The sequence below is a fragment of the Pyxidicoccus trucidator genome, assembly GCF_010894435.1.
In the GTDB taxonomy this organism is placed as follows: Bacteria; Myxococcota; Myxococcia; order Myxococcales; family Myxococcaceae; genus Myxococcus; species Myxococcus trucidator.
On sequence record NZ_JAAIXZ010000027.1, the window covers coordinates 90,626 to 108,523 of the forward strand.

Genomic DNA, 17,898 nt, shown 5'->3' on the forward strand with positions numbered 1-17,898 from the left:
TCCCCCGCTCACACCTCCAGCAGCACGTACCGCTGGTCCGGGGTGTGCTTCGCCAGCAGTGGCATGGCCACGTTGTAGACGGGGATGCCGCTCTTGGTCTTCCCGTTGCGCGCGCCATGGTGCGCGTGCCCGTGGAAGACGGCCTCCGCGCCGTAGTGGTCAATCGGCATCGACAGCCGGCTCGTCCCGAGGAACGGGCGAATCTCGATGTTCTCCCCGTCCAGCGTCTCCGGCACCGGGGAGTAGTGCATGATGACCACCTTCTTCTCCGTGTCGAGGTGGCTCAGCGCGGCCTCCAGCTTGAGGGACTCGGTGACGGCCTCCTGCACGAAGGCCTTCGTCTGGCCCTCGCCGAACGCCTGCAGCGTGGCATTGCCAAAGCCCCCGCCGAAGCCCTTCACCCCCGCCACGCCCAGCACCTTCTCGAAGATGAAGTGGTCCCCGTCGAGCAGGTGCACGCCGGCCTTGGACAGCTCGCTGCAGATCTCCTTGGACTGGTTGTGCTCGTAGTCGTGGTTGCCCAGCACCGCGGCACACGGTACGCGCAGGGCGGACAGCTCCTCCGCCAGCACCTTGCCCTCTTCAATCATTCCCCTATCGGTGAGGTCCCCGCACAGCACGAGCAGGTCCGCCGTGGCGTTCACCTGTTTGACGAGCTGTCTGAAGCGTCCGTGCTGGTCCTCGCGGCAGTGAAGGTCACCGACTGCCGCCAACCGAATTTTCGAACTCGGATCGCGCGCCACGCTCGTCTCCCTGCTGTCGTTCGTTCTCGTCCCAGGCCCGCCCGTCGCGGAAACCCCAGTGGTGGATGTCCACGTGATAGTTCACCCGCGAGATGAGATTCCCGCGGCACAGCTTGTCCTCCCAGTGCCCGTCACGGATGGTGTGCAGCGTGCGGCTCATCAGCTCCGCCATCACCCAGTCCGGAATCAGGTCCCTCTCGGACGGGTAGGAGAACCGGAACATCATCACGTGGCTGAGCAGCACCTCCCAGTACCGGTCGAAGCGGCGCATCAGCCGCTCCCAGTCCATGGCTTGCCCCGCCTTGAGGAACAGGTGATTCACGTCCGAGCCGTCATACCGCTCGCGCTCATTCACGAAGGCCTTGGACCAGATCATCTCCTCGGCGGGAGCCACCAGACACTCGTGCCCGAAGATGGTGGCCGTCTTCGCATGGGTGAACCACTCGTCGTCCACCACCGCCACGCCGTTGCCGGACGAGAAGATGAAGTCGACGAAGTACTCGCCCTTGAAGGCCTTGTAGAGCCACACCTCGTCCGCGCGCTCGGTGCGCCAGCCGTCCTTCTCCAGCACCTCGAGCGCTCGGAGCGCGTCGCGCTTGCGCGGGAAGAGGTCCAGGTCCTTCGTGTCCCGGTAGATGCCGGTATAGGTGGCGTACGCGTACGCCCCACCCACCACGAAAGGCACCCCCGCGTCCGCGAGCAGCCCAATCGCCCTGGCGCGGGCGTTGATCTCGTCCGGAGCCCGGGCTCGCTCGGCCAGCGACGCATCCGTGCCCATGTCCCCGGGATGGTTGGGGTGTCTCTTTTCCATGCGCGAAAGGTAGGGACGCCGGAATTCCGCCGTGCGAAGGCCGGGTGAAAATGCCTGGGGAGCGGACAGCCGACCGCCAAGCTGTTGAATTTCCAATGCTTTCTACCTTCCAGCAGGCGCCTTTTCTGTTTTCGGGCGGGGCTGTGTCCATAGGGGCGAACCCACTGCCGCACGGCCCCCCGGGGCGCGCGGAAAGGAAGCTGGACCATGCTGCGCAAGAGCCTGCTGTGTGCCGCCGCCCTCGTGTTCGTTGGCTGTGACTCCACGAAGAACGACGAGGACTCGTTCCGTGACGGCCTTCCCTCCAAGGAGATGGTGGAGATGAAGACGCCGAAGAAGAACGGCCAGGGGCTGACGGCGTTCTACGGCCAGGGCCAGACGGCGGAGTACCTCGCGCTCACCGTGGGCGCGGCGGCGACGGTCAACGGCGGCACCGCCTGGGTGCTCAACCTCATCGAGGAAATCGTCAAGCACACGCCCACCACCATCGAGGGAGACGTGGCCGTGTGGGGGCCGCACACGGACGCGCTCAGCCCCACCACGTGGAAGCTGACCGTCACGCGCTCGGACGACGACAGCTACTCCTGGGTGTTGGAGGGCAAGGCGAAGACGGCGGACGACGCGGCCTTCGTGGCGATTCTGTCCGGCACGCACACGGTGGCGGTGGATGACGACGGCGAGCGCGTGAAGGGCTTCGGCGCCGGCGAGTTCCTCATCGACTGGGAGAAGATCCGCACCCTGCCTGACTCCAACCAGGAGGAGATGGGCACCGCGGAGATTCGCTACTCGCGCACGGACGCGAAGGCGGTGGCCTCGGTGGACGCGGAGTTCCGTCAGATTCGCGACGAGGACGCGCCGGGCACGCGCATCGACGCGAACTACCGCTTCAAGCAGGCCCCGGGCGCCGGGGGCGAGCTGGACTTCGTCATCAAGAAGGACATCGACACGGACCCCGTCCGCGCGAAGATTGAAAACCTGGCCATCAAGAGCCGCTGGGAGGCCACGGGGGCTGGCCGCTCGGACATCAAGCTGTCGGGCGGGGACCTGTTCGGTGAGGCGACCGTGAGCGAGTGCTGGGACAGCAACTTCCTCAGCGGCTACTTCGCGGTCAGCTTCAACCCCGCTGTCGGGTACGGGACGGTGAGCGCCTGCGGCAGCTTCAGCACCGCGGTCTACTCCACGCTGTGAGCGGCTCGCGGTAGTCTGCGGCGCGTGACAGGAACGAGCCAGCCGGTCCTCAAGGTGATTCCAGGTGGAGCCCACCCGGACCGGCGGGCCCTCATGCGCGAGCTGTACACGAAGTACGGCGGCAGTGTGATGGGACGCTGCCGCTACCTGCTGAAGGACGCGACGAAGGCAGAGGACGCGATGCACGACGTGTTCGCCCGCGCCCTCACCCATGGCGAGGACTTCCGTGCGGAGGCCTCGCCGCTGACGTGGCTGATGAAGATTGCAACGAATCACTGCCTCAACCAGCTCCGCTCCGAACAGGCGGGCTGGCGGCGGTGGTTCGAGCGGGACGAGGCGGCGCGCTCGGAAGGGCATGGAGGCCAGGGCGAGATGGAGACGCGCGACCTGGTGCGCCGGCTGCTGTCGAAGGTGGATGTGGAGACGCAGGCGGCGGTGGTCCACTACCACGTGGACGGGATGACACTGGAAGAGGTGGCGGCGATGCTGGGGCGCTCGGTCCCCACCATCCGCAAGAGGCTGGAGCGCTTCGCCGAACTGGGCGGAGAGGAGCTGAGGGTTCCATGAGCGCGCACGAGTCGGAGTGGACATTGCGCCGCCTGAGCGCCGGAGAGCTGGCCGCCGCCGAGGCCGCCCGGGTCCAGGCCCATGCGACCTCCTGCACGGTGTGTGGCCCGGCCCTCCGCGAGCTTCAGCAGGAGCAGGCCCGCTTCGAGACGGCGGTGCCCTTCGAGCGCTTCGAGGCAGGCGTGGAGCGCGCGGTGCAGCGGCAGCGGCGGAGCGAGTCCTTCCGCGCGCCCCCTCGCCGCTGGGTGGCGACGACGGTGGCGATGGCCGCCTCGGTGCTGGTGGTGCTCCTGGTCCGGCCCCTGCTGGGTGACGTGGGCCGGGAGACGGGCACCAATCGAATCAAGGGCGGCGCGGTGGCGGAGCTGCGCATCGGCGGTGGCCTGGGCCCGCAGCGCGAGGCCCGCCCCGACGCGCCCGAGGCGCTGGAGCCGGGCGAGCGGGTGATGTTGGGCTACCAGGCGGATGGGCACCGGTACGTGGCGGCGGTGTCGGTGGACGCCATCGGCGAGGTGACGCCGCTGCACCCGGAGTCGGGCACCAGCCCCGCGGTGGAGTCCGGGACGGACATGCACTGGCTGCCGGACAGCTGGGAGCTGACGGGCTCCGGCGCCGAGCGTGTGGTGCTGGTGCTGCTGGACGCGCCCCTGCCCGTGGACACGCTGGTGGACGCGGCGAAGCGCGCCTTCCAGGCGGCGAACGGCGACGTGGAGCACATGGCGCCGCTCGACGTGCCGGGTGAGCAGACGCACTGGGTGCTGCTGAAGCCATGAGCGCCCTCCCCTCCACCCTCCGGGCCCTGGCCGTGGCGCTCGCCCTGGTGGCGACAGCCGCGCACGCCGACGTGCTGCGCCGCTTCGCGCTGGTGGCCGGCAACGACGAGGGCGGCGGCGACACGCGCCCCCTGCGCTTCGCCCAGGACGACGCGCGGAAATTCCACTCGCTGCTCCAGCGGCTGGGCGGCGTGGCCCCGGGTGACGCGAAGCTGCTGCTCAACGAGGACTCGAAGGACTTCCTCAAGGCGCTGGCGGAGCTGGAGGCCCGCACTCGCGAGGCCCGCGCCCGGGGCGAGCGCACCGCGCTCATCGTCTACTACTCCGGCCACGCGAAGGACGGCTCGCTGCGGCTGGGCGACTCGCGGCTGGGCTTCGAGGACCTGAAGCGCCGGCTGTCGGAGGCGCCCGCGGACATGCGCATCGCCATCCTGGACTCGTGCCGCTCCGGCACGCTGACCCGGACGAAGGGCGCGCGGCGGGCCCCGGCCTTCGAAATCGAGTCCGGGGCTGCACGGGACGCGCGCGGCCTGGTCATCCTCACCTCGAGCGCGGCGGACGAGGACTCGCAGGAGTCGGACGCGCTGGGCGGCAGCTACTTCTCGCACCACCTGGCCAGCGGCCTGCTGGGCGACGCGGACCGCAGCGGCGACGGCCGGGTGACGCTGTTCGAGGCGTACTCGCATGCGTACGCGCGCACGGTGGCGGACACGGCGGCCAGCAGCGCGGGCCCGCAGCACCCCACCTTCAGCTACGACCTCGCGGGCAACGGGGACCTGGTGCTGACGGACCTGCGGGCCAGCGGCGAGGGGCTGCTGGTGCCGGGCGCGGCCCCCGCGGGCCTGTACTACTTCGTGGACCCGGGCGGCATGGTGGTGGCGGAGCTGGACAAGACGGTGGACGTGGAGCGCCGCGTGGCGCTGGCGCCGGGGACGTACCGGGTGAAGCGCCGCCTTCAGGACCGGCTGCGCATCGGCGAGGTGGAAGTGCCCCGCGGGCGCGCGACGGTGCTGGAGGAAGCGCGGCTGCGCGACGCCCCCTTCTCCGACGACCCGGTGAAGGGCGAGGCGCGGGACGGCGGCGCGTGGTGGACGGTGGGGCTGTCGGGCGGCGTGCAGTCCTTCCTCGACGCGCCCACGCGCGACACGCTGTTCCTCTCCGTGGGCCTGCTGGGCGCGGAGGCGCAGCTTCACGACTACTTCCGCCGGGACTGGGTGTGGGGCGTGGACGTGGCGGTGGGCGGGAAGCAGGCGGTGCTGGCGCTGCCCACGCTGGCCGGGCCGGCCTACCGCTACTCGGTGACGAGCCTGGGCACCACGCTCACCGCCGAGTGGCCGAAGGGCCGCATCACTCCCTTCGTGGGCGGGCGGATGGCGTACCTCATCCTCCGGCGCGACTTCGACGACGACGCGTTCCCGGACCAGAAGTTCTCCATGTTCTCCCCGGGCCTGGTGACGGGGCTGCGCTGGAAGCCGCTGTCGCGCGTGCACCTCACCGGGCAGGCCCGGCTCCACTACCTCCAATACACCGTCGATGAGCAGCGCTCGCTGGGCTACTGGGAGCTGGGCGCGCTCCTCACCTACCAGCCATGAGGAAGCACGCGATGCGACATCTGGCGATGGCCTGTCTGTGCCTGGCGGCGGCCGCGTGCGGCGGCGACTTCTCCAACGACGACCTGGAGTTCCTCAACGCGCTGCCGCGCCGCGAGGACCTGGCCGCGAAGCTGCCCACCAGCAGCGAGGGGCGCTCGGGCGGTGGGCTGACGGCGCGCAAGGCCGGGCTCGTGGTGAACCTGGGCGAGGTGTCCGAGCTTGTCACCGACACCGAGGAGACGGGGCTCAACTTCAACACGGCGGTGGACGGGCTGCTGACGCTGCTGGAGAACATCCGCTCCGTGTCGCCCACGACGCGTGAGCCGGACCGGCGGGTGTGGGGGCCGTTCAAGGACAAGGACAACCCGGGCTTCGACGTGCGCTTCGTCATGGAGCGCCAGGAGCTGCGCTTCGACTACCAGCTGGAGTACCGCCGCACGGGCGAGGACGACCAGGCGTGGTGGGCCTTCCTGTCGGGCACCTTCCAGGCGGACTCGGGCATCCGCAAGGGCGTGGGCGCCCTCCACCTGGACGTGAAGCGGGCGGTGCAGGAGGACTTCCCCTCCAGTGGCCTGTCGGTGCTGGACCGGCTGGACATCGACTACCAGACGAAGACCCTGCCCACCCGGGTGGAGATGGTCTTCACCCCCCGGGGAGGCCTGACGGCGCCCGTCCGCTACAGGTACCGCGAGGCGGAGGGCAACCTGGGGGAGATGCGCTTCCAGTTGCCCGACACGGACCTGGTCGTCGGCGGCCGCCTGGAGGACGTGGAGCTCACCACCCGCTGGGCCCCGGACGGCCGGGGCATGGGGGTGCTGGAGGTGCTGGACGGGGACATCAAGGGCGCGAAGTACACCGAGTGCTGGAACGCCCTGGGCCGCGTCACCTTCCTCTCGCGCAGCTGGGACTTCTTCAACCCGACGGAGGGCGTCCGCGCCACCTGCCCGGACTTCTCCGCGCTGGACGAGTAGCCGGGAAGCAGGCTGGCGGCCACGGCCTGTCAACGGGCTGGCAGCCTGTCAGGCGAGGGCGAATGTGAAACCTTTGGCGTGAAACGTCACTGGTATAGTGCGCGCCATGAGTGATGGGCAGAAGTCCGGGGAGCGCGCAAAGCGTCCGGGGACACTGAAGAGCCTGGCGCTGGCCATGGCCTCCTGGCGAACGGCCTCGGTGACGCTGCTCTCGTTCTCGTCGGGCCTGCCGCTGGGCCTCGTCTGGATTGCGATTCCCGACTGGCTGCGCAGCGCCGGCGTGGACATCCGCGTGGTGGGCCTCGTCACGCTGGCCCAGGCCCCCTGGTCCTTCAAGTTCCTCTGGTCCCCGCTGATGGACCGCTACGTGCCGCCCTTCTGGGGCCGGCGGCGGGGGTGGATGGCGCTGGCACAGGTGGCCCTCTTCATCACCACGCTGGCGGTGGCGGGCGTGGGCGGCCACCCGGAGGCCGCGTGGGTGGTGGGCGCGCTGGCCATGGCGGTGGCCTTCTCCGCGGCCACGCAGGACATCGCCATCGACGCGTACTCGGTGGAGGTGCTGCGCAAGGAGGAGCAGGGCGTCGCGGTGGGTGCGCGCGTGGCGTTGTACCGCGCGGCCATGTTCATCGCCGGCTCGGCGGCCATTACGCTCGCGGGACGGATTTCGTGGAGCCTGGTCGTCGTGGGACTGGCGGTGCTCTACATCCCGCTGCTCCTCGTCACCCGCTTTGCGCCGGAGCCCGAGGAGCGTGTGCCGCCCCCGCGCTCGCTCAAGGACGCCGTCTGGTACCCCTTCGTGGGCTTCCTCCAGAGGCACCGCGCGCTGGAAATCCTGGCGTTCGTCTTCGCGTACAAGCTGGCGGACAACCTGGGCGGCTCGCTGCTGCGCCCCTTCCTGGTGGACATGGGCTACAGCGCCACCGACCGCGGCGTGGCGCTGGGCACCATCGGCCTGTTCGGCACCATTGCCGGCACGCTGGTGGGCGGCGCGTGGACCACGGTGCTGGGGCTGGGCCGGGCGCTGTGGGTATTCGGCGTGGTGCAGATTGTCTCCAACGTGGGCTACGTCCTCGTGGCGCGCGCCGGGGCGCCGAATCAGCTGCTGATGTACTCGGCCATCGGCTTCGAGCAGGTGACGCAGGGCCTGGGCACCGGCGCATTCTCCGTGCTGCTCTTGCGGCTCACCCAGAAGCGCTTCTCCGCCACCCAGTTCGCGCTCCTCTCCAGCCTCTTCTCCATCCCCCGCGTGGTGGCCGGCCCCATCAGCGGCTTCGCCGTCCATGCCATGGGCTGGGAGCAGTTCTTCTGGTTCACCATGGTGGCGGGAGTCCCAGGCCTGCTGCTGCTCGCGCGCTTCGTGCCCATCGGCGTGAAGGAGCCCAACTTCGACGTCGAGGCCCAGGTCCGTCCGGCCACCCGGGCGATGAGCCGGGGGGCCCTGACGACGGCCGCCGTGCTCTCGGGCGTGGCGGGCATCCTGTTGGGAGGCCTGACGACGGCGCTGCTCGGCGCGATGCAGGCCGTGCGCACGAAACCCGAGGCGGGGTTCGACTTCGGCGCGGCCCTGTCCACGATGTTCCAGCCCGCGTCCGTCACCGACTGGGTGACGCTCGCCGGCATCTTCATCTTCGGGCTGGTGGTGGGGCTGCTCACCGCCGCCGCGCTCGCCGCGCGCTCCGGCGCCTTCTACATCCCCGAGGAGGAGGCCCCGCCCACGTCCACCCCGGGCGCGGCCGAGGCCCGCTGAAGGCATCCGGGGCGCGGGCGGCTGCTCGCGAGTCCACAGCCGCCCTCCCCGGCGGCGTGGGTATTGCCTGACGCAGCGCGGAAGGCCTCCGCCACGGTGTACCGGAGTACAGGCACGTCACATGGTGGATCCATCCGCCGCGCGGCGTGCCTATGGTGGGCGGCGCTATGGCCCACCCTCTCGCTGGCAAGCCCCCACCGGAAGAACTCCTCATCAATCCCGAGAAGCTGCGCGCCCAGTACTACGCCGAGCGTCCGGATGTGAATGTACCGGAGCAGCGCGTCGCCTTCGGCACGTCCGGCCACCGCGGCTCCTCCGCGCGCCGCAGCTTCAACGAGGCCCACATCGTCGCGGTGACGCAGGCCGTCTGCGAGTACCGCAAGCAGCAGGGCATCGACGGCCCGCTGTTCCTGGGCAAGGACACGCACGCGCTCTCCGACCCGGCCCAGCAGACGGCGATGGAGGTGCTCGCGGCCAACGGCGTGCAGGTGCGCTTCAGCGACATCGCCACGCCCACGCCCGTCATCTCGCACGCCATCCTCACCTACAACCAGGGGCGCACCTCCGGGCTCGCGGACGGCATCGTCATCACCCCGTCCCACAACCCGCCCGAGGACGGCGGCATCAAGTACAACCCGCCCAACGGCGGCCCCGCGGACACGAATGTCACCGGCGGCGTCGAGCGCCGCGCCAACGACTTGCTGGCCAGCGGCAACGCGGGCGTACAGCGCGTCCCCTACGAGCGGGCGCGCACCGCCCCCACGGTGAAGCCGTACGACTTCATCACCCCGTACGTGGAGGACCTGGGCAACGTCGTGGACATGGAGGCCCTGCGCGGCGCGAAGCTGAAGATTGGCGCGGACCCGCTCGGCGGCTCCAACCTGGCCTACTGGGAGCCCATCGCCACGCGGTACGGGCTGAACCTGCACGTGGTCAACCCCACGCTGGACCCGACGTTCCGCTTCATGACGTTGGACCATGACGGGAAGATCCGCATGGACTGCTCGTCGCCGTACGCCATGGCCAACCTGGTGCGGCTGAAGGACCAGTACGACATCGCCTTCGGCAACGACGCGGACTCGGACCGGCACGGCATCGTCACCCGCAGCATCGGGCTGATGAACCCGAACCACTACCTCGCGGTGGCCATCGGCTACCTCTTCCACTACCGGCCCGGCTGGAAGCCTGGCACCGCGGTGGGCAAGACGCTGGTGAGCAGCAGCCTCATCGACCGCGTGGCGAAGGAGCTGGGCCTCCGCGTCGTCGAGGTGCCGGTGGGCTTCAAGTGGTTCGTGGATGGGCTGGCGGACGGCTCGCTCGGCTTCGGTGGCGAGGAGAGCGCCGGCGCGTCCTTCCTCCGCCGCGACGGCACCGTGTGGACCACGGACAAGGACGGCATCATCATGGACCTGCTCGCGGTGGAAATCCTCGCCGTCACCGGCAAGGACCCGGGCGAGCACTACAAGGAGAAGGCCGCGAGGTTCGGCGCGCCGCACTACACGCGCATCGACCAGGCGGCAACGCCCGCGCAGAAGGCCGCGCTCAAGAAGCTGTCGCCGGACTCGGTGAAGGCCACCATGCTCGCGGGCGAGCCCATCCTCCAGCGCCTCACCCGCGCCCCCGGCAACAACGCGGACATCGGCGGGCTGAAGGTGGTGTCCGAGAACGGCTGGTTCGCCGCCCGCCCCTCCGGCACCGAGGACGTCTACAAAATCTACGCGGAGAGCTTCCTCGGCGAGCCGCACCTTCAGGCCATCGTCCAGGAGGCCAAGGGCATCGTCGACGCGGCCTTCGCGTCGAAGTAGCGGATTCAAGGCTGGACCCGGACTCCTCCGCGCGCTTGCATGGGCCGGAGGAGCCGCTCCCGCCCATGGAAACCGTGAAGCTCGTCCTGCAGTACGTGCTCGCCCTGCTGATGGTGGCCGCGGGGGTGAACCACTTCCGCAACCCGCGCTTCTACCTGCGCATCATGCCGCCGTACCTGCCATGGCACGGGCCGCTCGTGTTCCTCAGTGGCGTGGCGGAGGTAGTGCTGGGAGTGGGGCTGGTGGTGCCGCAGACGAGCCGGCTTGCCGCGTGGGGCCTCATCGCCCTCTTCGTGGCCGTGTTCCCCGCCAACCTCTACATGACGATGAATCCGGAGCGCTTCAAGAAGCTGCACCCCGCGCTGCTCTGGCTGCGGCTGCCCCTGCAGGGCGTCCTCATCCTCTGGGCCTGGTGGTACACCTGAGCCGCTAGCAAGCCCGGGTGTGCCCGAGGGACGTGCTCAACCGCGCGAGAGCATCACCGTGCGGTTGCGCAGGTCGATGGTCGCCAGGATGACGGCGCGCTTCGGCTGGGTGCGCTGCTCCTCGAACTTCAGCCGGAAGGCCAGCACGCCGGTCCGGTTCGTGTCCTGGAGGTCCACCTGGAAGACGATGCGGCCGGGGAGCTGCACGACGCGCATGGCGCCGAGCAGGTTCACGTAGCGCGCCGGCAGCAGCTGCGCGTCGTCGGCGCTGATGACGCACGCCTGCGGCGCCTGTCCGGGGTTGAAGGTCACCTTCGGGCCCAGCCGGAGGTCCACCGCCGCGCTGCGGGAGCTCAGCGGCGTGAGGATCTTGCCGCTGACGATGTCGGGCTCGGCCGGCAGCGCGCTGCCCGTGCGGCAGGTGATCTTCGCCTCCTCCAGCTCGTCGTCCCCCAGTAGCGAGTAGGAGCGCCGCTCCGTCCCGGCCTCTTCGCGGACCTCCAGGTCCTCGCTCGACTCCAGGCCCGTGTACTCATCGCGATGGCTGCTCATGTCCGTGTCCCTTTCTGGCTTGCGGCCCGCGACTGGCGGGCCGTGGCTGCGTTTCAAAAGGGACTACGAGCCCCCCACGGACGTGGATGGGCAGGCGCGCGCACTGGCGGCGGGAGCTCCCTGCCCCGCCCCCACCCCGGGTGGGAGCGCCTGTCCGCCCGCCGGCCCTGCCGGTGCGTCCTTCCTTGACTCGACGGGGGGCGCTCTTTAGGTTTCACCGCTTTCAGTAGCCCCACCGAAATCCGAAGGACGTTCCATGGCTCGCGTTACCGTCGAAGACTGCCTCCCCCTCGTCGACAACCGGTTCGCGCTGGTGCTGCTCGCGGCCAAGCGCGCGCGCCAGCTCATGGCGGGCGCCCGCCCCATCATCGAGTCCTCCAAGAACAAGCCCCCCGTGCTCTCGCTGCGCGAGGTGGCCACCGGCCACGTGAAGTTCGACCGTGACGTGCGCGAGGCGCTGTCCGGCAAGTACACCGTCGAGAAGCCCTGAGCTTCCGGGCTCCGGAAGCCCTTCGAAGTCCTACTCCTTCCCGGGTGTCCTCACCGGGAGGGGGGCTTCCGGGAGCAGGCCCTGTGAGCGCAGCCAGCGCACCGCGCGCGACGCCACGGCCTTCTCCCCCTTGTAGCCGAGCATGGGCACCAGCTGTGCCATCGGCACCCACCGCACCTCGTCCACCTCCACGCGCGGCCCCGGCAGCGGCCCCAGCGCGCCTTCCTGGTAGCGGAAGAGGAAGAAGTGGACGCGCTTGAAGATGCGCTGTCCCCGGAACTGGTAGACGTAGCGGATCTCCCCCAGTGGCGCCATGAGCGTCACGGTGAGCCCCGTCTCCTCGTGCACCTCGCGGCTCGCCGTCTGCTCCGGGCTCTCACCCGGGTCCACGTGCCCCTTGGGCAGCGCCCACAAGGGTCGCCCATGGGGACGAATGACGGCGACCTCCCAGGTGCCGGCACTCTCCCGGATGACGACCCCTCCTGCGGACGCCTCGCGTGGCATGCTTGGCCACCCTACCTGAAGCCGGCGTGCGGGTGCTCACCCTCCGTGCGCGAAATGGCGCAGCTTGGCCTCCGCCCCCAGCCGGTAGGCGTAGCGCAGGTCCCCCAGCAGCCGATCCAACCGCCGCCCCGTGACGTGCCCCATCAGCCGGGTACAGAAGAGGCGCGACAGCCGGTTGGCCTCCTGGTAGCGCCACCTTTCCTGCGCGGACAGCCGCTCCCGGTAGGACACCCGCTGGAACAGGCGCGAGAGCAGCTCCTCCGCCCAGGCGCCCACGCCCTCGCCCCAGCGGTGCAGCAGGCACACGGCGAACTTGTCCACCTCCGCCTGCGCCTCCAGCTCCAGCAGCGACACCGTCCGCCCGTGCGCCGCAGTGTGCGCCACGTAGAGGAAGTGGCTGACGCCCTCGGCCACCTGGCAGTAGCCGTCCAGGTCGCCGTCCAGCAGGTACCCCAGCGGGCCCACCTCATAGGGCTTCAGCCGGTCCAGCAGCGCGGGGGACAGGTACAGCGCCAGCTCCAGGTCCTCCCCGTCCTCGTGGACGAGCAGCTCCTCCTCGCCGCGCCCCGTGCCGCCCAGCTGCACCGCGGCCTCCGTGTCCACGACGAAGACCTCCGCCCTCGCCTCGCACGTGAAGCCGTAGATGGCCTCCAGGTGGTCCTGCACGCGACCAATCATCGCCGCCTCCCGTGACGTGCCGTGACGTGTCGCGCCCGCTAGTTGGGAAGCCCCTTGGGCGGGGGCACCATCCCCGCGTCCGCCAGCACCCGCTCCAGCCGGTCATTCCCGGTGCGAGACCAGGACTCGTAGACCTTCAGGGCGCCGCTCGGCCCGGCCTTCACCATGCCGCGCGCGGCAATCTCCTCCAGGACCTCCACCAGCTCCCGGAACTTGTCGCGCAGCTCGCGGTACACCTGCGCCGCCGGGGACAGCTCCGCCACCTGCCCGTACGCCGTGCCGCCCATCTGGATGTAGTAGTCGGGCCCCACCACCCCGCTCTGCAGCGCGCCGGAGAAGAAGCCCGCCGTGTACAGCGAGACGTCCCCCAGCCGCCGCAGCGTGCGGATGCGCTCGTTGCGCTCCTGCTGCAGCGCCTGGTGGTAGAGCACCGCCAGCGGCTCGTGCCCCTTGCGGCCGTCCTCCTCGCGGGAGAACAGCTTGTCGGTGAGCGCGAACTCCGACAGCAGGTTCACCAGGTAGAACTCCGTCACCTCGGTGATGACCACCCGCTGCCGCCCGATGACCTCGTCCAGGAGCGACTTGAAGAACTCCGTCAGCGACAGGGACGCCACCAGTTCACTCATTGACACCTCCCGCCTGACCCGGGGGCCACTGTGCCCCCGGGAGGACAAGGAAAGGGTACCAATGGGCCCCGACGCTCGCAAAGGTGAGTTCCAATGATTCCAGGCACTTGCGTTAGCACTCGCCCCCCGCGAGTGCTAATCCGGGCCCACCGGCCACACGGCCGGACCGGCGGGAATAATCAACGTCGGGAATAGAAAAAGCACAGCAATGCCAGGGATTTGGCAGCCAATGCGACGTCAGTCCGGCATCGCTTGACGGGTCGACTTCCCTGGTTATTATCCGCCGCGCCTAGGCGTTAGCACTCGCGAGGTGCGAGTGCTAATGCCGCGGGTCGTCACGACCCATTAACCCCCAAGCGGCGTCCCGGCCGGCAGTCACCTCAAGGCCGGGCGCCACATAAAGGAGCGACCATGAAGATTCGTCCCCTGCAGGATCGGCTCATCGTCAAGCGCGTCGCCGAGGAGACCAAGACCAAGGGCGGTCTCTTCATCCCCGACACGGCGAAGGAGAAGCCCCTCGAGGGCAAGGTCATCGCCGTGGGCAACGGCAAGGTGCTCGAGGACGGCAAGGTCCGTCCGATGGACATCAAGGCCGGTGACACCATCCTGTTCAGCAAGTACGCCGGCACCGAGATCAAGCTCGACGGCGAAGAGCACCTGATCCTCCGTGAGGAGGATGTGCTCGGCGTGCTCGAGAAGTAATCGCCTTCCTTCCCACCTCTTTCCTTCAAGGAACCATCCCCATGGCGAAGGACATTCTGTTCGACGTACGCGCCCGCGAGGCCATCCTCCGTGGCGTCAACATCCTGGCTGACGCGGTCAAGGTCACCCTCGGCCCCAAGGGCCGCAACGTGGTCATCGAGAAGAGCTTTGGCTCGCCCACCATCACCAAGGACGGTGTGACGGTCGCCAAGGAAATCGAGCTGGAGAACCGGTTCGAGAACATGGGCGCGCAGATGGTCAAGGAGGTCGCCTCCAAGACGTCTGACGTCGCCGGTGACGGCACCACGACGGCCACCGTGCTGGCGCAGGCCATCTTCCGCGAGGGCGCGAAGCTGGTCGCCGCGGGTCACAACCCGATGGAGATCAAGCGCGGCATCGACAAGGCCGTGGCCATCATCGTCGCCGAGCTGAAGAAGCTGGCGAAGCCCACCAAGGGCCAGAAGGAAGTTGCCCAGGTCGGCACCATCTCCGCTAACGGCGATGCCACCATCGGCCAGATCATCGCGGACGCGATGGAGAAGGTCGGCAAGGAGGGCGTCATCACGGTGGAGGAGGCCAAGGGCCTGGAGACCACCCTGGACGTGGTCGAGGGCATGCAGTTCGACCGCGGCTACCTCTCCCCGTACTTCGTGACGGACCCGGAGCGCATGGAGGCCGTCCTCAACGACGTCCTCATCCTCATCCACGAGAAGAAGATCTCGTCGATGAAGGACCTGCTGCCCATCCTGGAGCAGGTGGCGCGCGCCGGGAAGCCGCTGCTCATCATCGCCGAGGAGGTCGAGGGCGAGGCCCTGGCCACCCTGGTGGTGAACAAGATCCGCGGCGTGCTGAACGTGTGCGCGGTGAAGGCGCCGGGCTTCGGTGACCGCCGCAAGGCCATGCTCGAGGACATCGCCACCCTGACGGGCGGCCGGCTCATCGCCGAGGACCTGGGCATCAAGCTGGACACGCTGACGCTCCAGGACCTGGGCCGCGCCAAGCGCATCACCATCGACAAGGACAACACCACCATCGTCGACGGTGCCGGCGGCCAGAAGGACATCGAGGCGCGCGTGAAGCAGATCCGCGCGCAGATCGAGGAGACCTCCAGCGACTACGACCGCGAGAAGCTCCAGGAGCGGCTGGCGAAGCTGGTGGGCGGCGTGGCCGTCATCAACGTCGGTGCCGCCACCGAGACGGAGATGAAGGAGAAGAAGGCCCGCGTGGAGGACGCGCTCAACGCGACTCGCGCGGCCGTCGAAGAGGGCGTGGTGCCCGGCGGCGGCGTGGCCTTCATCCGGTGCCTCAAGGCGCTGGAAGGCCATGAGTTCACCGCCGGCGAGAAGTTCGGCGTGGACATCATCCGCCGCTCCGTCGAGGAGCCCCTGCGCCAGATTGTCGGCAACGGCGGCCTCGAGGGCAGCGTGGTGGTGAACAAGGTCAAGGAGGGCACGGGCTCGTTCGGCTTCAACGCCGCCACCGGCGCCTATGAGGACCTGCTGGCCGCGGGCGTCATCGACCCGGCCAAGGTGAGCCGCAGCGCGCTGCAGAACGCGGCGTCCGTGGCCTCCCTCATGCTCACCACCGAGGCCATGGTGGCGGAGCGTCCGAAGGAGGAGAAGGATGCCCCCGCCGGCGGTGGCGGCATGGGCGGCATGGGCGGTATGGGCGGCATGGGCATGTAGTCGCCCCCCACCCCGGCTCCCATGCCGGGGTGACTGCCTGACAGCGGCCTCCGGTTCCCCAAGGGAGCCGGGGGCCGTTGTGTTTTCCAGGCAAGGTGGCGGCGGGGGCTCCCGGCCCTTAGTTTGGTAGGCAAGAAGGAGGTGCTGCCCGTGAAGCCCGTGAAGATCTACACGACGACCTACTGTGGGTACTGCGTCCGCGCGAAGGACCTGCTCAAGCGCAAGGGCGTGGACTACGAAGAGGTGGACGTCACCGGAGACGACTCCATGCGCTCGAAGCTGGTGGAGATGAGCGGCGGCCAGCGCACCGTGCCGCAGATCTTCATCGGCGACACGCACGTGGGGGGCTACTCGGACCTGTCCCGGCTGGACACCGAGGGCCGGCTGGACCCGATGCTGGCCTGAGCCGGCGGCCAGGCAGGCGGGCGCCATGCTCCGCCTGCCCCGAAGTGCCGTGCCTACCTTCCCTCCCGTGGCACATCCCCTTTCCGCGGGAGGTAGCAATGGCAGGCGAAGCAGCGCAGACGGGCACCCGTGACGAGCACTACAACCTCATCAGCGCCCTGTATCACCTCCTCAAGGGCGCCTCGACGGGTGAGCAATACATCGCCGACGCCGAGGAAGCCGGCGACCAGGAGCTCGCCCAGTTCTTCCGCGACTGGCAGGAGGAGCAGCGCAACCTCTCCGAGCGCGCGAAGAACCTGCTCGGGACCCGGATGCTGGGCGGCGAGAAGGCCGGCACCGGCCGCAAGGCCAGGGCGGGCACCGGAAAGAGTGTCCCCACGCGCTCGGCGAGGGCCCAGAGCAACGCGGGCGTCCAGTCCGGCGGCAACGCCACGGACGACATCGTGGACGAGGAGTCCAAGGAGTCCTTCCCCGCCAGCGACTCGCCCGCGCGCTATTGAGCGGCGGCGCGCCCTCGGCGGCGCGGCCCCGGGCATGAGGGCCGCGCCGGTTTCTGGATTCGACGGGGCCGTTCGTCTTGGATGGAGGCTGTGACTCGCACGTCCCTCCTCGCACGCACGGCCCTGGGGCTGGTGGCCCTGGTGGCCCTGGCCTGCCGGGGCCCGTCCCTCCAGGTGAAGCATGACGTGCCCGCGGACCTCGGCGTGGCCGCGGTGGTGGTGTACCCGGTAGTCCTGCGCTGGGAGGCCCCCGCATGGCGCGCGGTGGAGGTGTCCCAGCGGCTGGTGGACGTGGCGCTGGCCGAGGCCAGCGCCGAGGCCCTCTTCTTCGGCCCCACGGAGGTGCGCGTGTACAGCCCGGAAGCGGACGACGCCTGGGCCGCCAGCGACGCGGTGGCGGTGCTGGCCCCGTATGGCGTGCGGCCGGAGGGGGCGCTGGTGCTGCGCGCCCGGGCGGAGCGGCGCGTCCAGGCCGGACAACGTGAAATGCTGGACAGTCGCGGCCGCAGCGTGGGCCAGAGTGTCAACGAGGCGGTGGTGTACCTGGGCACGGTGGAGGTGCTGCACCCCGCCAGCCGGACGGTGGTGCTGGAGGTGTCCGGCGAGGCCCCGGCGGACCCCTTCGCGGTAGCCACCGACGACGGCGCGGACCCCACCCCGGAGCTGACCGGACTGCTGGAGACGCTCACCCGCGAGGCCCTGAAGGGGCTGTCCGGCACGCTGAAGCCGCCGCGCGCCCCCTCGCCGCCCGTGGCCACGTCCGTGGCGTGGCTGCCCTGGGAGACGCTGGAGCTGGGGCCCGAGCTTGCCGGGAGGGATGTCCTCGACGCGGAGGTGCTTCGCCAGCAGCGCCTGCGCTTCGCCAACCCGGGCCTGGAACCCGCCCTCCTGGATGCCCTGGCCCGGCAGCCCGCCGGCCTGTACGTCCGCGAGGCCCCCCCGGGCGCGAAGCTGGCGGCGGGGGACCAGGTGCTGTCCCTCGACGGCCGCCCCGCCCCACCCCAGGCCCTCGCCCGGACGCGGCTGGCCCCCCTCCCGGTGGAAGCGCGGGTAAGAAAGGCCTCCGGGCAGATTGTTTCACTCTTGCTGCCTTGAAACTTCGTGGTGCGAGTCGTGCTTGCCCCCCTGGTCCCC

At 69.7% G+C, this 17,898-nt stretch carries 20 protein-coding genes; 14 read left to right on the forward strand and 6 right to left on the reverse strand.

Annotated features, from left to right (window positions below):
• Positions 1-8: 8 nt before the first annotated feature.
• Positions 9-713 carry a metallophosphoesterase family protein gene (locus tag G4D85_RS44385; protein ID WP_164020417.1) on the reverse strand — a complete coding sequence of 235 codons (705 nt, stop codon included), beginning with the start codon at positions 711-713 and terminating at the stop codon, positions 9-11.
• Complete coding sequence (locus tag G4D85_RS44390; RefSeq protein WP_420821751.1) at positions 697-1,554, reverse strand: nucleotidyltransferase; 858 nt, start codon at positions 1,552-1,554, stop codon at positions 697-699. The genes G4D85_RS44385 and G4D85_RS44390 overlap by 17 nt, the downstream gene beginning before the upstream one ends.
• Positions 1,555-1,761: 207 nt before the next feature.
• Between G4D85_RS44390 and G4D85_RS44395 the strand changes: the two genes are divergently transcribed.
• The 8 genes from G4D85_RS44395 (at position 1,762) to G4D85_RS44430 (ending at position 10,622) form a co-directional block, all read left to right on the forward strand.
• A complete protein-coding gene (locus G4D85_RS44395) occupies positions 1,762-2,742 on the forward strand; it encodes a hypothetical protein (protein WP_164020419.1) in 981 nt (326 codons plus the stop codon).
• 24 nt (positions 2,743-2,766) lie between these two features.
• The gene (locus tag G4D85_RS44400; protein WP_240359875.1) at positions 2,767-3,309 is read left to right on the forward strand and encodes an RNA polymerase sigma factor; all 543 of its coding nucleotides are present in this window, start codon (positions 2,767-2,769) and stop codon (positions 3,307-3,309) included.
• Positions 3,306-4,082: an ACP synthase gene (locus tag G4D85_RS44405; RefSeq protein ID WP_164020421.1), complete on the forward strand. Its 777-nt coding sequence runs from the start codon at positions 3,306-3,308 to the stop codon at positions 4,080-4,082. Before G4D85_RS44400 ends, G4D85_RS44405 begins: the two co-directional genes overlap by 4 nt.
• Positions 4,079-5,674, forward strand: a complete 1,596-nt coding sequence (locus G4D85_RS44410; protein ID WP_164020423.1) for a caspase family protein — start codon at positions 4,079-4,081, stop codon at positions 5,672-5,674. Before G4D85_RS44405 ends, G4D85_RS44410 begins: the two co-directional genes overlap by 4 nt.
• Before the next feature lie 11 nt (positions 5,675-5,685).
• A complete protein-coding gene (locus tag G4D85_RS44415) occupies positions 5,686-6,645 on the forward strand; it encodes a hypothetical protein (protein WP_240359876.1) in 960 nt (319 codons plus the stop codon).
• Positions 6,646-6,820: 175 nt separating this feature from the next.
• On the forward strand, positions 6,821-8,392 hold the full coding sequence (locus G4D85_RS44420; RefSeq protein ID WP_205525982.1) for an AmpG family muropeptide MFS transporter: 1,572 nt from the start codon (positions 6,821-6,823) through the stop codon (positions 8,390-8,392).
• A gap of 167 nt (positions 8,393-8,559) precedes the next feature.
• Positions 8,560-10,197: a phosphoglucomutase (alpha-D-glucose-1,6-bisphosphate-dependent) gene (pgm, locus tag G4D85_RS44425; RefSeq protein WP_164020429.1), complete on the forward strand. Its 1,638-nt coding sequence runs from the start codon at positions 8,560-8,562 to the stop codon at positions 10,195-10,197.
• Positions 10,198-10,262: 65 nt separating this feature from the next.
• Positions 10,263-10,622: a DoxX family protein gene (locus G4D85_RS44430; RefSeq protein WP_164020431.1), complete on the forward strand. Its 360-nt coding sequence runs from the start codon at positions 10,263-10,265 to the stop codon at positions 10,620-10,622.
• A gap of 36 nt (positions 10,623-10,658) precedes the next feature.
• On the opposite strand, the gene G4D85_RS44435 is transcribed toward G4D85_RS44430, so the two are convergent.
• Positions 10,659-11,174, reverse strand: a complete 516-nt coding sequence (locus G4D85_RS44435) for a hypothetical protein (protein ID WP_164020433.1) — start codon at positions 11,172-11,174, stop codon at positions 10,659-10,661.
• Between the two features lie 256 nt (positions 11,175-11,430).
• On the opposite strand from G4D85_RS44435, the gene rpoZ reads away from it, so the two are divergent.
• Positions 11,431-11,664, forward strand: coding sequence for a DNA-directed RNA polymerase subunit omega (gene rpoZ, locus G4D85_RS44440; RefSeq protein ID WP_164020435.1), 234 nt, complete (start codon positions 11,431-11,433; stop codon positions 11,662-11,664).
• Positions 11,665-11,694: 30 nt separating this feature from the next.
• On the opposite strand, the gene G4D85_RS44445 is transcribed toward rpoZ, so the two are convergent.
• Genes G4D85_RS44445 through G4D85_RS44455 form a run of 3 tightly spaced genes read right to left on the reverse strand, consistent with a single transcriptional unit; the run spans position 11,695 to position 13,472 of the window.
• Positions 11,695-12,168, reverse strand: coding sequence for an NUDIX hydrolase (locus G4D85_RS44445; protein ID WP_164020437.1), 474 nt, complete (start codon positions 12,166-12,168; stop codon positions 11,695-11,697).
• A gap of 36 nt (positions 12,169-12,204) precedes the next feature.
• Positions 12,205-12,846 carry a hypothetical protein gene (locus G4D85_RS44450; protein WP_164020440.1) on the reverse strand — a complete coding sequence of 214 codons (642 nt, stop codon included), beginning with the start codon at positions 12,844-12,846 and terminating at the stop codon, positions 12,205-12,207.
• 38 nt (positions 12,847-12,884) lie between these two features.
• Positions 12,885-13,472: a hypothetical protein gene (locus G4D85_RS44455; protein WP_205525983.1), complete on the reverse strand. Its 588-nt coding sequence runs from the start codon at positions 13,470-13,472 to the stop codon at positions 12,885-12,887.
• 411 nt (positions 13,473-13,883) lie between these two features.
• Here G4D85_RS44455 and groES point away from each other — a divergent pair, with 411 nt between their 5' ends.
• The 5 genes from groES to G4D85_RS44480 all read left to right on the forward strand — a co-directional run bounded on the left by groES (position 13,884) and on the right by G4D85_RS44480 (position 17,859).
• Positions 13,884-14,174: a co-chaperone GroES gene (groES, locus tag G4D85_RS44460; RefSeq protein ID WP_164020444.1), complete on the forward strand. Its 291-nt coding sequence runs from the start codon at positions 13,884-13,886 to the stop codon at positions 14,172-14,174.
• Positions 14,175-14,215: 41 nt separating this feature from the next.
• Positions 14,216-15,859 (forward strand): chaperonin GroEL, encoded by a 1,644-nt coding sequence (gene groL, locus G4D85_RS44465; protein WP_164020446.1) that lies wholly within the window; start codon positions 14,216-14,218, stop codon positions 15,857-15,859.
• A gap of 150 nt (positions 15,860-16,009) precedes the next feature.
• On the forward strand, positions 16,010-16,264 hold the full coding sequence (grxC, locus tag G4D85_RS44470) for a glutaredoxin 3 (protein WP_164020448.1): 255 nt from the start codon (positions 16,010-16,012) through the stop codon (positions 16,262-16,264).
• A 98-nt stretch (positions 16,265-16,362) separates the two neighbouring features.
• Positions 16,363-16,764: a hypothetical protein gene (locus G4D85_RS44475; RefSeq protein WP_164020450.1), complete on the forward strand. Its 402-nt coding sequence runs from the start codon at positions 16,363-16,365 to the stop codon at positions 16,762-16,764.
• Between the two features lie 90 nt (positions 16,765-16,854).
• Positions 16,855-17,859, forward strand: coding sequence for a hypothetical protein (locus tag G4D85_RS44480; RefSeq protein WP_240359877.1), 1,005 nt, complete (start codon positions 16,855-16,857; stop codon positions 17,857-17,859).
• The last annotated feature ends 39 nt before the right edge of the window (positions 17,860-17,898 follow it).

Excerpts from the sequence above, each read along its gene's own strand:
- G4D85_RS44455 (WP_205525983.1), bottom strand. The coding sequence starts at position 13,472 with ATGAGTGAACTGGTGGCGTCCCTGTCGCTGACGGAGTTCTTCAAGTCG.
- G4D85_RS44475 (WP_164020450.1), top strand. The coding sequence starts at position 16,363 with ATGGCAGGCGAAGCAGCGCAGACGGGCACCCGTGACGAGCACTACAAC.
- G4D85_RS44390 (WP_420821751.1), bottom strand. The coding sequence starts at position 1,554 with ATGGAAAAGAGACACCCCAACCATCCCGGGGACATGGGCACGGATGCG.
- G4D85_RS44445 (WP_164020437.1), bottom strand. The coding sequence starts at position 12,168 with ATGCCACGCGAGGCGTCCGCAGGAGGGGTCGTCATCCGGGAGAGTGCC.
- G4D85_RS44420 (WP_205525982.1), top strand. The coding sequence starts at position 6,821 with ATGGCCTCCTGGCGAACGGCCTCGGTGACGCTGCTCTCGTTCTCGTCG.
- groES (WP_164020444.1), top strand. The coding sequence starts at position 13,884 with ATGAAGATTCGTCCCCTGCAGGATCGGCTCATCGTCAAGCGCGTCGCC.
- G4D85_RS44410 (WP_164020423.1), top strand. The coding sequence starts at position 4,079 with ATGAGCGCCCTCCCCTCCACCCTCCGGGCCCTGGCCGTGGCGCTCGCC.
- pgm (WP_164020429.1), top strand. The coding sequence starts at position 8,560 with ATGGCCCACCCTCTCGCTGGCAAGCCCCCACCGGAAGAACTCCTCATC.
- rpoZ (WP_164020435.1), top strand. The coding sequence starts at position 11,431 with ATGGCTCGCGTTACCGTCGAAGACTGCCTCCCCCTCGTCGACAACCGG.
- G4D85_RS44395 (WP_164020419.1), top strand. The coding sequence starts at position 1,762 with ATGCTGCGCAAGAGCCTGCTGTGTGCCGCCGCCCTCGTGTTCGTTGGC.
- groL (WP_164020446.1), top strand. The coding sequence starts at position 14,216 with ATGGCGAAGGACATTCTGTTCGACGTACGCGCCCGCGAGGCCATCCTC.
- G4D85_RS44430 (WP_164020431.1), top strand. The coding sequence starts at position 10,263 with ATGGAAACCGTGAAGCTCGTCCTGCAGTACGTGCTCGCCCTGCTGATG.
- G4D85_RS44415 (WP_240359876.1), top strand. The coding sequence starts at position 5,686 with ATGCGACATCTGGCGATGGCCTGTCTGTGCCTGGCGGCGGCCGCGTGC.
- G4D85_RS44435 (WP_164020433.1), bottom strand. The coding sequence starts at position 11,174 with ATGAGCAGCCATCGCGATGAGTACACGGGCCTGGAGTCGAGCGAGGAC.
- G4D85_RS44405 (WP_164020421.1), top strand. The coding sequence starts at position 3,306 with ATGAGCGCGCACGAGTCGGAGTGGACATTGCGCCGCCTGAGCGCCGGA.
- G4D85_RS44450 (WP_164020440.1), bottom strand. The coding sequence starts at position 12,846 with ATGATTGGTCGCGTGCAGGACCACCTGGAGGCCATCTACGGCTTCACG.